Genomic DNA, 13,505 nt, shown 5'->3' with positions numbered 1-13,505 from the left:
TCGGGCTGGCGTGAGGGGCCCAAAGGTGCCCTTGGGGGCTTCAACGCCTACTGCTCGCGCAGCGCTCCGTTACGGAGTTCGAGGTGGCGCGTCGGCCGGACGGATGACAGGAAGCGCTCGTCGTGGCTGACGACCACGAGCGCGCCCTCATACGACCGCAGGGCACTCTCCAACTGACCGACGCTGACGAGGTCCAGGTTGTTCGTCGGCTCGTCGAGCAGCAGCAACTGCGGCGCCGGTTCGGCGAACAACGTGCACACCAGCGTGGCCCGCAGTAGCTCGCCACCGGACAGCGAATGCACCGGCCGCTGCGCACCGTCACCCCGGAACAGGAACCGTGCGAGCAGGTTCATCCGGTCGACCGGCGGCATCGACGGTGCGAACAGCGCCAGGTTCTCGGCCACCGACCGGTCGGCGTCCAGCACGTCGAGTCGCTGCGTCAGCTGCGCCACCCGCCCGTCGAGCCGCCGCACGGTGCCGGCCTCCGGTTCGACGTCCCCGCTGATGACGCGCAGCAACGTCGACTTCCCGGAGCCGTTCGGCCCGGTCAGCGCGATCCGCTCCGGTCCACGGATCGACAGGTCCAGCCCGGGCTCGGGGACGTCGACGCCGGCCGCCTCGCCGTCCACCTCGACACCGACGCCGTGCCCGGGACCAGGCTGCCCGGGATCGAACTGGGCTGAATCGAACTGGGCAGGGTCGAACTGGGCTGGGTCGGGGTCGAACAGGTCGCGCACGCGGATGCCGTCGCCGTGGAACACGGTTCGCCCCGCGGGCACGCTGGTCTTCGGCAGGTCGACGATGATCGTGTCGTCGTCGCGCAGCGAGCGCTGAGCGTCGTCGAGGCGCGCGCGGGCCTGCGCGAGGCGGGAACCGTGCACGTCGTCGTTCTTGGCGGCCGAAACCTGTGCCTTGCGTTTCAGTTCCCCGGCGACGATCTTCGGCAGGCCCGCCTCAGCGGCCTTCCTCGAACCGGTGCTCGCCCGCCGGTCCGCGCGCTCGCGGGCCTGCTGCATCTCCCGCTTCTCTCGTTTGACCTGCTGTTTCGCGGTGCGAATCCGCTGCTCGGCCGCCTGCTGCTCGACGTCGATCGCCTCCTCGTACGCGGTGTACCCGCCGCCGAAGAATCGGATCTCGCCGTCGTCGAGCTCGGCGATGCGGTCCATCCGGTCGAGCAGTGCGCGGTCGTGACTGACCACGACAAGGCAGCCCGACCAGTCGTCCAGCACGTCGTGGAGCCGATGCCGGGCGTCGGCGTCGAGGTTGTTCGTCGGCTCGTCGAGCAGCAGTACGTCGGGGGCGGCGAGCAGTTCCGCGGCGAGTCCGAGCGCCGTGATCTGACCGCCCGACAGCGTGTGCAGCGGCCGCGCCAGCTCGACGCCGATGAGGCCGAGCCGGTCGAGCTGCGCCCGTGACCGCTGCTCGACGTCCCAGTCGTTGCCGATGACGGTGAAGTGGCGTTCGTCGACGTCACCGGCTTCGACGGCGGAGATCGCAGCGAGCACGGGCGCGACACCCAGCACGTCGGCGACCGTCAGGTCACCGCGGTACGGCAGCGTCTGCGGCAGATAGCCGAGCACCCCGTCGACGGTGATCGTGCCGGAACGCGGCCGGTGCAGCCCGGCGACGAGTGCGAGGAGCGTGCTCTTGCCCGCGCCGTTCGGCGCGACGAGGCCGGTGCGACCCGGCCCGACGGTCAACGACAGGTCGTCGAACACCGGGGTGTCGTCGGGCCATGCGAAGGACAGATGTGAGCAGACGATCGACGGCGACGAACCCGGTGTGGTCGCTCCGGGAGTGAACGGCGAACCGGAAGAAACGTGGGACACGGCTGATACCTCGGGAATCGAGTGACGCGGACGCGGACGGGCGGCCACCGGCGGTGGCGGCTCCGCGGATCGGCGCAGGCCGTGCGGTCAGCGCGTGCGGTGAAGTCGGCACGGGCAGTGCATCAGCCGGATCGGAGCTGGGCCGATTCGACGGGTGGGCCGTGGCGAATCAGCCGAATGCTCCCCACGTGGCTCGACGGCCGAGTGGTGATCGCGATCAACGCGGAGCTGTCAGGCGTCACCCAGCATGTCGTGGACTCCCAAGAACGGCAGCAGGCCGCTGTCCAGGCTACTCGACGTCCACAGCGCCGGGCGACGCATTTTTCACCCGGCGACGTTGCTGCCCGCAAGCTGCAATCCACCTGTGGACAGACCTGTGGATAACCCGCATTTGTCCACAGGCCGTGGACAAATGCGTCGACCGATGGTCACACCGCGAAGGTCGGCAGCTCCATGTCCTTGACGACGAGGTCGGCGCGGGCCGCGCTCGGCGCGACCAGGTCGGCGTTGCGCTGGTCCGATCCCCAGGCCCGCTGCTGCGCCTCGACGAGCGACCGGCCGTACTTGCGGTGCCGCGACACGAGCCGTTCGAGGCGCACCTTCTCGTCCGGCTCCAGGAACCACGCCTCGTCCAGCAGCGGCCGCAGCTGCGCCCACGGCTCGGTGTCGAGCAGCAGATAGTTCCCCTCGGTGATCACGAGCGGTACGTCCTCGGGCACGGCGACCGCACCCGCGATGGGCTCCTCGATCTCCCTGCGGAATTCAGGGGCGTACACGCGCTCGTCACCCGCGGCCAGCCTGCGGACCAGGTGGGCGTACCCGGGACCGTCGAACGTGTCGGGCGCACCCTTGCGGTCGGCGTTGCCCAGCCGGGCGAGCTCCACCTGTGCGAGGTGGAAGCCGTCCATGCCGACCACCTTCGCGCGGTTGCCGAGCGCACCGGCCAGCCGCCACGCCAACGTCGTCTTGCCGGACGCCGGGCAACCCGCGATGCCCAGCACACGCCTGCCGCCGGATGCGGCGAGCGCCTCGGCGCGCGCCAGCAGATCATCAAACGTCGTCATCTCGCTCCCATCATGACCCGTGCACCGCACCGCCGGTTCGCCGACCCCGCCGCCGAACGTGTCGCCAGACCCCACCGCCGCACCGGGTGTCGATCAGGATCGACAGTAGGCAGCGGTATCGTGCCGCGCAATCGAGCGCGCAAACGCTTGCCGCCCATCGGGAAGGAGCCCGTCGTCCCCGTGCCGAAGAGACCGAGCCGGCCGACCCAACGCGACATCGCCGAACTGGCCGGAGTGTCGATCACCACCGTGTCACACGTCGTGAACGGCACGAGAGCCGTGGCGCCCGCGACCCGCGAGGCGGTCCTCGCCGCTGTCGAGCGGACCGGCTACACGGGTGACGTCATCGCTCGTTCGCTGGTCACGGGCGGCACGCAGACGATAGGACTGGCCGTGTCGCTCAGCGGCAGCCCCCACGTCGCCACCCTCGTGCAGGCCGTCGAGCGCGAAGCGGCAGCGGCCGGATACACCGTGCTGCTCTCCGACACCCACGACGACGCCGAGACCGAGCGCTCGGTCGTCCGCGCCCTCCGGGCCCACCGCATCGAGGGTGTCGTGCTGGTGTCGGCACCCGACGACCGCGACGTCGTCGACGAACTGCTCGCCGCGGACGTGCCGACCGTGCTGCTCGACCGGCTCACCACCCGCAGCGACATCGACCAGGTCGGCCCCGAGAACATCCAGGCCATGTCGGCACTCACCGAGCACGTCGCCGCGCGGGCGCACCGGCGGATCGGCCTGGTCAGCGGTCCGGAAGGCCAGGTCACCAGCGACGAGCGCGTCCTCGGCTACCGTCTCGGCCTCGGCAGGGCCCGCGTGCCGTGGAGCCCGGAACTGGTCGCGACCGGCGATCGCAGCCGCGACGGCGGTGCCACGGCACTGTCGTCGCTGCTGGAGCTGCCGGAACCGCCGACGGCCGTGTTGGCCGCCGACGACGCGATGGCCGCGGGCGTGGTCGTGGAGGCGCGGCGACGCGGCCTGCGAATCGGCACCGACCTGGCCCTCGCGTGCTTCGACGAGCCGGAATGGGCCGACCTCGTCGATCCGCCGCTGACGACGATCGCCCAGCCCGTGGCCGACATGGGCAGCGAGGCGATGCGCCTGCTGCTCGCCCGCCTGAAAGACCCGGAACGCGAACCGGAGACGGTGCGGCTGCCACCGGCGTGGCGCCACCGGACGTCCTGCGGCTGCCCGCCGGAGAACTCGGCTCGCTGACACGCCCGGCCGTCGCGGCGGTGCCGGGCCCCGTGTTGCGGATTCCAGGGGCCGTGTTGCGCCCGCCCGTCGCCCGGGCACCGCCTCATCGACGCGACGGTGCCGCCTGGGGCCATATTGCGGATTCCGGTGCCGCGCGCCCAGACGGCGATTGCCCGCTGCTACGACCGCTCTTCTGCCACAGGCCGCTCCCGCTGCGCTCGTGAACATCGACAGCCCGATGTGTCCGGTGTCACCATCGATCCATGACAACGGCATATGTCACTTGTCCGCTGTGTGAGGCGACCTGCGGGCTGGAGGTGACGCTGGACGCCGCGACGGTCACGGGAGTCCGAGGCGATCGCGACGACGTGTTCTCCCACGGCTACGTCTGCCCGAAGGGGGCGTCGCTCGGCGCGCTGCACCACGACCCGGACCGCCTGCGAACACCGTTGATCCGCCGCGGCGGCGAACTCGTCGAGGCGTCGTGGGACGAGGCGTTCGCCGAGATCGACGCCCGCCTGCCCGGCATCATCGACGCCAACGGCCGGGACGCGGTGGCCGTCTACGTCGGCAACCCCGTTTCGCACAACGTGTCCGCCTCGGTGTACCTGCGCGCACTCGTCAAGGCGCTGCGCACCACGAACGTCTACACGGCCGGCACTGTCGACCAGATCCCGAAGCACTACTCGTCGGGGTACCTGTTCGGCGGCGCCATGACGATCCCCGTGCCCGACCTGGACCGCACCGAGTACCTCCTCGTGCTCGGCGCGAACCCGCTCGTGTCCAACGGCAGCCTGATGACGGCCGGTGACGTGCGGTCGCGGCTGCGCGGGATCCGTGACCGCGGCGGGCGGATCGTCGTGGTCGACCCGCGGCGCACGCGTTCGGCCGAGTTCGCCGACGAGCACCACGCCATCCGACCGGGCGCCGATGCCCTGCTGTTGCTGGCGATGGTGCACACGCTGTTCGCCGAGAACCTCGTACGACTGGGCACGCTCGCCGGCCACGTCACCGGAGTGGACGAAGTGCGCGAGCTGGCGGCGGAGTTCAGCCCGGAAACGGTCGCCGACGCGACGGGCCTGGCAGCGGCCGACATCCGGCGGCTCGCCCGTGACCTCGCCGCCGCCGACCGGGCCGCGGTCTACGGCCGGATCGGCACCACGACGCAGGAGTTCGGCACGCTGACCAGCTGGCTCGTTGACGTGCTGAACGTACTCACCGGCCACCTCGACCGTGAGGGCTGCGCGATGTTCCCGCTCGCGGCCGCGGGCCAGGCGAACACCGCGCCGAGCAAGCCGTTCCGGGCCGGACGCCGCCGCACCCGCGTACGCGACCTTCCCGAGGTCCTCGGCGAAGTGCCCGTCGCGACGCTCGCCGACGAGATCGAAACCCCGGGCGACGGTCAGGTGCGAGCGCTCATCACGATCGCGGGGAACCCGTGCCTGAGCGCGCCCAACGCGGCCCGCCTCGACGCCGCGGTGGCCGGTCTGGACTTCATGGTGTCGATCGACATCTACCGCAACGAGACCACCCGCCACGCCGACGTGGTCCTGCCCGCACCAAGCCCTCTCGAACGGCCGCACTACGACGTGACGCTGTACCAGCTCGCGGTACGCAGCGTCGCGAACTGGACCCCGGCCACGCTCACATCCGAGATTCCGCAGGAGTGGCGGACGTTGTTGCGCCTCAGTGGCGTCATCGCTGGCCAGGGGCCGGATCCCGACGTCGACGCGCTCGACGACCTGCTCGCCGCCGACCTGGCGGACCGCTACGGCGTCACCGCCGACGACACCCGGCGCGGGCCGGAGCGGATCGTCGACCTGATGCTGCGCGCAGGACCGTTCGACCTGACGCTCGCCGATCTCGAAGCCGCCCCGCACGGCGTCGACCTCGGCCCGATGCAGCCACGCATTCCCGACGTGCTCGCCACCGAGAGCGGCAAGGTCGAGCTGGCGCCGGAGGCGATCGTGTCGGACATCCCGCGGTTGGCGGCCTCGCTGGCCGGGTCCGCGGGATCGGCGCCGGGGTCCGCGGGTTCCGACGGCCAGGACACCGGCAGGCCGACGGACCTGATCCTGATCGGAAGACGGCAACTGAGCTCGAACAACTCGTGGATGCACAACCTCGAACCGCTCGTGCGCGGCAGCAACCGGTGCACGGCGCAACTGCATCCCGACGACGCCGGCAGGCTGGGGTTGGTCGACGGCGACCCGGTGACCGTCACCGCCCGCACCGGATCGATCGACGTGCCGGTGGAGATCACCGACGCGATGCGGCCCGGTGTGGTGAGCATTCCGCACGGCTGGGGACACGACGTAGCCGGCGTGCGGACGGCGGTCGCGACCCGGCACAGCGGCGCGAACGCCAACGTGCTCACCGACGACCGGACCCTCGACGGTCCCACGGGAACCGCCGCACTGGGCGGAATCCCGGTCACCCTGACCCCGACCCGCTGACGCCGTGTTGCAGATTCCGGGGGCCGTGTTGCGAATTCGCATACGCAGTGCCGTCTCAACTCCGTCTGTCCACAGTGGCTATCGACGGGCCGCGGCGCCACTCACTCAACCGACGTTCAACAGCTCGCCGAGCGCCTTGTCCAACACATCGTGGGGAGTGAACGCGATGTCGGCATGGAGTGCCTCGTAATGCGGGGCCCGGTCGGCACTCACGGGGGCGTCCACTTCGCGGCCGGCCGCCTGATAGGTGAGCGCACTGCCGATGACCAGGTTCGTGGCCGCATAGGCCCGGGATAGTGGGTCGGATCGGCCGGATTCTTGCAACCCCCGGACCAGCGATTCCGAAAACTCGAGGTAAGCAGGTCCACGAGGCGGCCGCATAGCGACGACGTGGACGGCCCAGGAGTGTTCCAGCAGGTGCTCGAAGAACGCTCGCAGGATCTCGACCGCTTCTCCTCGAGATATCGCCTGCTGGATCGAATGGTCCGCACCGAGCGCATGATCCAACGCCAGATCCAGCGCGTCCGATGTGCCACGAATGCGCGAGTAGAGGCTGGCGGGTGCGACGTCGAGCCAGTCCGCGAGTAGGCGCAGTGAGAACTCGTCGTAGCCGACCTGATCGAGTAATCGCGCCGCCGTGCGAGCGATGGCCTCCGGTTCGAGGACTCGGCTGCGGCGTACGGCTTTGGCGGCATCCCAGTAACTCATCACTTCCCCCTTAACCAATCACTGTTAGTTTAGTGGATGTGATTGATCCGGCACTGTTACCCGTCAGCGATCACCTACGTGCGTTGCGCGCGCTCGCGCCCGTCGACGCCGTCCGTTACGCGGAAGGCACCCGGGATCCGCTCGTGCGGCAGTTCGGGCATCTCCCCGAGTCCGAGTACACGCCGGAGTCGGTGGATCGCCTCGCTCGAACCGTGGTGCCCTCAGGCCTCGCCCGAGGAGACCTGGCGGTGCTGAGCATCGTCGACGTCACCGACGACACGTTCCTCGGCAGCCTGGTCCTGTTCGATGTCACCGCAACGGAGGCCGAGGTCGGATTCTGGCTCCACCCCGAATCCCGAAGGGGCGGGCACGCGACCGGGGCCCTCGAACTCGCCGCGCAGCTCGCGGCCGGCAGTGGACTCGACGCACTCACCGCTCGGACCCTGACCGGAAACGTCGCCTCACAACGCAATCTCGAACGGTCGGGGTTTCAGTTCGTCGAGCAAGTGGAGGATCGAACGCCCGCGCAGGAGCTCGTCCCGTTGCTCCACTACCGACGTCCCCTCACGGCGCCCCGCAGCAGGATTCGCGACCCGGAATACCGCGACCCGGAATGATGAACGCCCCGAGCGGGCGCACCGCGCCTGCATCGTCGCCAACAGCCTGGCCACCCCTGTCCGGGTGCGGACGACCGTCGTGACCGGGTAGCCGGTCAGTCCCAGGCGTCGGCGACGTCGGCGTGCTGGCGCACCCACGTGTGCATGACGATGCCCGCGGCGACACCCGCGTTGATCGACCGGGTCGTGCCGAACTGCGCGATCGACACGACGAGTGCCGCCGCGTCCTGCGCCTCCTTCGACAGGCCCGGGCCTTCCTGGCCGAACAGCAGCACGCACTCGCGCGGCATGTCCGCCGTTTCGAGCGCCACGGCGCCCGGGGTGTTGTCGACCGCCACGATCGGCAGCGCCCGCGCCGCGGCGAACTCGACCAGCCCGTCGACCGTCGGGTGATGGTGGAGGTGCTGGTACCGGTCGGTCACCATCGCACCGCGGCGGTTCCAGCGGCGCTTGCCGACGATGTGCACGGCCGCGGCGGCGAACGCGTTGGCCGTCCGCACGACCGTGCCGATGTTGTGGTCGTGCTGCCAGTTCTCGATCGCGACGTGGAACGGGTGCCGCCGCGTGTCCATGTCCGCGACGATCGCCTCGCGCCGCCAGTACCGGTAGGCGTCGACGACGTTGCGGCGGTCGCCCTCGGCGAGCAGTTCCGGGTCGTAGCGTTCGTCGTTCGGCCACGGGCCGTCCCACGGGCCCACGCCCACCTCGGGGTTCGCGCCCCACTCGGTCGGCCCTGGCTCACCGGCCCCGGTCGGATCAGACGTCACCAGGCCATTCTCCCGCGGGCCACGATCGGCGAGGGCACTGCCCGGGCCGACCTCCGCCGCACCCCGCCGCTGCCGGGGCGGCGGGGCGCCGGGCTCCCGCAGCAGCCCTGTCCTTCCGCTGCCCTGTCCCGCAGCAGCCCTGTCCTTCCGCCGCCCCGTCCTGCCGCCGACCGGGTTCCTCAGCCCAGGCGAACGGAGTGGCCGTGACCGGCGTTCGACTCGTGCACGCGGTGCCGCCACAACACGTACAACCCGACGTAGGACACCGCCACCAGCAGCAACGCGGCGACGCCGACGAACGGCAGGATCGAATGCGGAATCAGCGTGCCGTAGATGTAGTACTCGTTGAAGCCGCCGGGAAGCGGGTCGAGTCCGCGCTGCTGGCGCAGGAAGTCCTCGGCGACGGTCAGCGGACAGGCGAGTGTGAACACGTTCACCGCGACGCCCCACGCCGCGAAAAACACGTGCACGAAGAACGACCTCGGCCACAACCACGCCAGAAAACCGCCGAGGCCGATGTAGGCGAGCGCGAGGAAATGCACGACGGTGACCATGACGGTCAACAGCCCCAACATCAGACCCCACCTGCCCCGGTGACCGGCGACAACCCCCTGTGATTCCAACCCCTGTCACGGTCAACATAGCCCGCCGCGACCACATTCCGCGTCCGGGAAAACACCTAAGGGGCGGTTTTCGCCCCGGCCGTTATGGTTCCGATATGCAGTTCGCTCGCGGGCGAGCCGTCCAGGTGGTTTCCGGGTACCCGAAAACCGGGCCGCCGAGAACTACGAGTTCCGCACCCGGTCGTGCAATGCCGTCACGACGTATCGCGCCGAGTCGATCGCACCGGCCTGCCACGCGATGAAATGGCTGAGCCAGTCGCCCGCGAAGTAGACGTTGCCCGCGGGCTTGTTCAGCAGGTCGTACTCGCCGGAATCGCGGGACGGCCAGTGCACCCAGCCGCCCTCGATGTGCGGCGTGCGCTCCCAGGACACGGAGAAGGACGCCTGCACGCCCTGGCGGTACTTCTCGCCGTGGATCTTCGCGCCCTGCGCCAGCGCGCGGCGTTCACGTTCGACGGGGGTCAGCCGGCTGTAGGCCTCGGAGTACGGCCCCTCGGTGTAGTACCCGACGACCACGCCACGGTCGGTGTGGAAACCGTGCGACGGGTACCAGATGTTGAGCACATCCAGGTCGGTCATGGTGATCCCGCCGTAGATCCGCTCGTCGAGCTCCCACCACCGGCGGTCGTACTCGAGCCCGATCTTCCCCGCGGAGAAGGCCTCCGGGAACCGAAGGGCCGAGTTCACACGGGAGTCGAGGTTCGTCGGGATCTTCGCCATCACGTTCGGCGGCAACGTCGCCACGCAGAAGTCCCCGCTGATCCGGGTGTCCTTGCCGCCGGGACCGCGATAGACGACGTCGACGCCCGCGTCGGTGTTGCGGACCTCGGACACCGGTGCGCCCGTGACCACCTCCGCACCGGTGCGTTTCGCCGCCTCGTGCAGGGCGTTCGTGATCGCGTCCATCCCGCCGACGGGCTGCAGCAACGTCATCGCGTGGGTGTAGCGGGATTCGAACGACAGGTACCGCCCGAGCCGGCTCGACAACACCTCGGACAGCGACGGCGGCGGCCCCAGCGGCACGCCCTCCTGGTCGGCGGCGCCCGGCTCGACCTCGTACCCGCGCCTGCTGCTCCCGGTGTACGCGAACCCGGAGTTCTTGTCGCCGATGTCGCCGTAGTACGACAGGAACGTCAGCAGCGCCTCCTTGTCGTCCGCGGTGAGCTCTGCGTCCAGCGCACCCTGGTCGACGGCCTTCGACAGCAGTTCCGACACGTAGCCCTGGTAGTCGGCCTTCACCGTGCGGTACTGCTGCGCACCGGAACCCTCGCCGTGGATGAGGTTGTTGGCGTTGTGAGCCAACAGCGGTTCCAGCGGCACGCCGAGCTCGCGGCAGTAGTCGAGGGTGATGTGCGACTGCGGAATCCGCGCGGCCCCTGCGTTGAGATAGCTGCCGGGCTCCTTGCTGAACCGGGCGGTCTGGGTGTGGCCGTCGAGGTCGGTTTCGGTGGTGCCCGAGCGCACCGTCCATACCCGACCGCCGACCCGGTCCTTCGCTTCCAGCACGACGCATCGGTAGCCGGCCTTGCCGAGTTCGTACGCCGCCGTCAGCCCCGCGACGCCCGCACCGAGGATGACGACCGTCTTGCCGCGGTTCGCAGCGGCGAGATCGCCCGCGCGTGGTTCACGGAAGTCGGGGACGGCCAGTGCCTGTGGCGAGGCGACCAGGCCGAGCGCACGCATCGATTCGAACATCGCACCCGCACCACCCGCCACGCCGATCGAGCGCAGCAGACTGCGGCGGGTCACCCCAGCACGTTCGGTTGGCAACGTCGACTCCCTTCATCGCGAGGACGGAGGAAGTCTGCCGGTTGTACCCACCCTTGTGGGTGATGCCGATACATCCGTTGCGTTCGGGAACACGGGTTGAAAATGCAGCCATGCGCCAGCGTGTCCGTGAGGGGCGGTGGTCGGGCCGACGGGTGGGCAAATGCCCCAAGGCACCTTCGCGGCGTTGAGTGCCCCAAGGTGCCCCTGGGGGCGCTAAACCGCTGGGCTGTTCGAGGTCGCCCGATGGTGAGTGGTCAGGTGCCGGACAGGCCGAGGTCGTCGAGGTCGAGGAGGTACCGGTATTCGAGGCCCGCCTCCTCGATCGCCTCTCGCGCGCCGGTACCGCGGTCGACGACCGTCGCCACGCCGACCACGGTCGCGCCCGCCTCGTTGAGCGCCTCCACGGCCGTGAGCACGCTGCCGCCGGTCGTGGACGTGTCCTCCACTGCAAGCACCCGCTGCCCGGCGACCTCCATGCCCTCGATCCGGCGCTGCATGCCGTGTTCCTTGAGGTTCTTCCGCACGACGAAAGCGTCGAGCACCATGCCGTCGGCCGCGGCCGAGTGCAGCATCGACGTCGCCACGGGGTCCGCGCCGAGGGTGAGCCCACCGACCGCGACGTAGTTCCAGTCCGCCGTCAGCTGCCGCAGCAATGTGCCCATGAGCGGCGCCGCCGCGTGATGGAGCGTGGCCCGGCGCAGGTCGACGTAGTAGTCGGCCTCCTTGCCGGACGCGAGCGTCACCTTGCCGTGCACCACGCACAACTCGGTGACGAGCCGGGACAGTTCGCTCTTCGCCGCTTGATCCAACGAGGGTGTCGCCACGGCCGCAGTTTGGCACGCGCGCCTTCCGGCTCCGGCCGCGGCCCGCGGCAGACGTGACGCTCGCCGCCCGTGGAATTCGCCCCGTGGAATCCAGCGAGGACACCGCGCGGCGGCGGGCGGCGAGTCAGGTGCGGTCTCGGCCGGCGAACAGCCCGCCGAGACGGCGGATCAGCCCGCGCGGCAGCAGCTTCCCGACCGCCACCGCGAACTTGTACTGCCTGCCCGGCACCGAGACAGCCTTGCCGCTCCGCAGGTCGGACAACGCCTCAGCCACGACGACGTCGGCCTCCAGCCAGATGCCCTTCGGGCCGGACTTCTCCAACCCGGCACGATCGTGGAACTCGGTGTGGGTGAACCCCGGGCACAGCGCCATCACCCGCACGCCGGAGCCCTGGAGGGCGGACGCGAGGCCGTCGGAGAACGACGTCACCCAAGCCTTGCTGGCGGTGTACGTCGATCCGCGACCGGAGAAGAAGCCGGCGACGCTGGAGACGTTGACGATGTCACCGCTACCGGCCTCACGCATCGCGGGCACGGCCGCGCGGGTCAGTTGCAGCACCGCCGTGACGTTGACGTCCAGCTGGTGTTGCAGCTCCTCGGGCGGTGCGGTCCAGAACTCGCCGGCCAGGCCGAGCCCCGCGTTGTTGACCAGCATGTCGACGCCGTCGGCCAGCCGCTGCTCGACGGCCGCACGCCCCTCGGGCGTGGCCAGGTCGGCGGTCAGCACGTCGACGGAAACGCCGTAGCTCTCGACGAGCGCGTCCGCACGGGTACGCAGGCGCGTCTCGTCCCTGGCGACGAGCACCAGGTCGTAGCGCTCACCGGCCAGTTCGCGCGCGAAGGCGGCACCGATGCCGGACGTGGCGCCGGTGATGAGGGCTGCCGGCATCAGCGGTTGACGCCTTCCCCTGGCGTGTTCACGCCGGGCTCGTCGACCTCGGTGTCGGACGGATCAGCGGCGGGCGGTTCGACACCCGGTGCCTGCGCGGGCACGTATCGCTCCTCCATCGCCTCCTCCGAAGGGTCGATGATGTCGGCGATCTCGCCGAGGTCGCGCAGCAGGCGTTCCAGCCGCGACGGCCCGACGTTGGGCGCGACGCTGGCCAGCACCCATTCCTGCTCGATCCACGCGACACCGACGTCGCCGCCGAGCGCGTCGGCCGCCTCGACCAGTTCCTGGGTGACCAGGGCGCGGCCCGCGGCCACCTCGTCGGCGAACGCGTACCGCTGGCCGACCGGCCCCAGCAGCTCCGGCATCTCCGTGCGCTGGAACGGCACGCTCGCCAGCCACAGTTCGAGCAGTACCGGCTGCACGCGGTTGCAGCGCACGGCCACGATCACCGAGGGAATGACGCCGTCGGCGACGATGTCGAACACGAACACCGGACGCCTGCCGTCCGAGGTGAACGTCGAGCCCGCGACCACGTTCACCGCGGCCTCGGCGCCGAAGTAGCCGATCGCGCCGCCCGACCATTCGCGCGGCAGCTCCTCGTCCTCGTCGACGTACTGCCAGCCGCGCAGCTCGGCCCAGCGCGCGCGTTCCCGGTTGCGGGAGCTCTCGCGCGCGCGGTCGGTCATCAGCAGAGCGAGACCCGCCACGGCGGCGACGGCCGCGATGACGAACCAGATCCACGCCGGAATACCCACGCG

Annotated in this window: 12 protein-coding genes; 3 read left to right on the top strand and 9 right to left on the bottom strand. The window is 70.2% G+C overall.

Translation table 11 applies throughout. The features are described from left to right. Positions 1–47: 47 nt before the first annotated feature. Complete coding sequence (locus LY40_RS11350; RefSeq protein WP_372497742.1) at positions 48–1,829, bottom strand: ABC-F family ATP-binding cassette domain-containing protein; 1,782 nt, start codon at positions 1,827–1,829, stop codon at positions 48–50. Positions 1,830–2,257: 428 nt separating this feature from the next. Next, entirely contained in the window at positions 2,258–2,893 is a 636-nt protein-coding gene (locus LY40_RS11345; RefSeq protein WP_183781494.1) for a nucleoside/nucleotide kinase family protein, read from the bottom strand. Between the two features lie 180 nt (positions 2,894–3,073). On the opposite strand from LY40_RS11345, the gene LY40_RS11340 reads away from it, so the two are divergent. Next, positions 3,074–4,108 carry a LacI family DNA-binding transcriptional regulator gene (locus tag LY40_RS11340; RefSeq protein ID WP_258936785.1) on the top strand — a complete coding sequence of 345 codons (1,035 nt, stop codon included), beginning with the start codon at positions 3,074–3,076 and terminating at the stop codon, positions 4,106–4,108. A gap of 245 nt (positions 4,109–4,353) precedes the next feature. After that, positions 4,354–6,546, top strand: coding sequence for a molybdopterin-dependent oxidoreductase (locus tag LY40_RS11335; protein WP_258936784.1), 2,193 nt, complete (start codon positions 4,354–4,356; stop codon positions 6,544–6,546). A gap of 105 nt (positions 6,547–6,651) precedes the next feature. Here the strand turns inward: LY40_RS11335 and LY40_RS11330 are convergent, their stop codons facing one another. Continuing rightward, a complete protein-coding gene (locus LY40_RS11330; protein WP_183781486.1) occupies positions 6,652–7,254 on the bottom strand; it encodes a TetR/AcrR family transcriptional regulator in 603 nt (200 codons plus the stop codon). 32 nt (positions 7,255–7,286) lie between these two features. Between LY40_RS11330 and LY40_RS11325 the strand changes: the two genes are divergently transcribed. Further along, complete coding sequence (locus LY40_RS11325; RefSeq protein WP_258936783.1) at positions 7,287–7,871, top strand: GNAT family N-acetyltransferase; 585 nt, start codon at positions 7,287–7,289, stop codon at positions 7,869–7,871. 95 nt (positions 7,872–7,966) lie between these two features. On the opposite strand, the gene LY40_RS11320 is transcribed toward LY40_RS11325, so the two are convergent. The 6 genes from LY40_RS11320 to LY40_RS11295 form a co-directional block, all read right to left on the bottom strand. Continuing rightward, the gene (locus LY40_RS11320; RefSeq protein ID WP_183781479.1) at positions 7,967–8,638 is read right to left on the bottom strand and encodes a TrmH family RNA methyltransferase; all 672 of its coding nucleotides are present in this window, start codon (positions 8,636–8,638) and stop codon (positions 7,967–7,969) included. A gap of 179 nt (positions 8,639–8,817) precedes the next feature. Beyond that, positions 8,818–9,213, bottom strand: coding sequence for a DUF2784 domain-containing protein (locus LY40_RS11315; protein WP_183781476.1), 396 nt, complete (start codon positions 9,211–9,213; stop codon positions 8,818–8,820). Between the two features lie 210 nt (positions 9,214–9,423). Further along, positions 9,424–11,010, bottom strand: coding sequence for a flavin monoamine oxidase family protein (locus tag LY40_RS11310; RefSeq protein ID WP_308216697.1), 1,587 nt, complete (start codon positions 11,008–11,010; stop codon positions 9,424–9,426). Between the two features lie 275 nt (positions 11,011–11,285). Beyond that, positions 11,286–11,855 (bottom strand): orotate phosphoribosyltransferase, encoded by a 570-nt coding sequence (gene pyrE, locus LY40_RS11305; protein ID WP_183781473.1) that lies wholly within the window; start codon positions 11,853–11,855, stop codon positions 11,286–11,288. 124 nt (positions 11,856–11,979) lie between these two features. Beyond that, complete coding sequence (locus LY40_RS11300) at positions 11,980–12,744, bottom strand: SDR family NAD(P)-dependent oxidoreductase (RefSeq protein ID WP_258936782.1); 765 nt, start codon at positions 12,742–12,744, stop codon at positions 11,980–11,982. Then, the gene (locus LY40_RS11295; RefSeq protein ID WP_183781468.1) at positions 12,744–13,502 is read right to left on the bottom strand and encodes a TtfA family protein; all 759 of its coding nucleotides are present in this window, start codon (positions 13,500–13,502) and stop codon (positions 12,744–12,746) included. The genes LY40_RS11300 and LY40_RS11295 overlap by 1 nt, the downstream gene beginning before the upstream one ends. Positions 13,503–13,505: the final 3 nt, after the last annotated feature.

The sequence above is a fragment of the Prauserella salsuginis genome, assembly GCF_024648885.1.
Taxonomy (GTDB): domain Bacteria; phylum Actinomycetota; class Actinomycetes; order Mycobacteriales; family Pseudonocardiaceae; genus Prauserella; species Prauserella salsuginis.
Note: the sequence above shows the minus strand (reverse complement) of the source record. Positions and strands in the feature narration are given on the sequence as shown.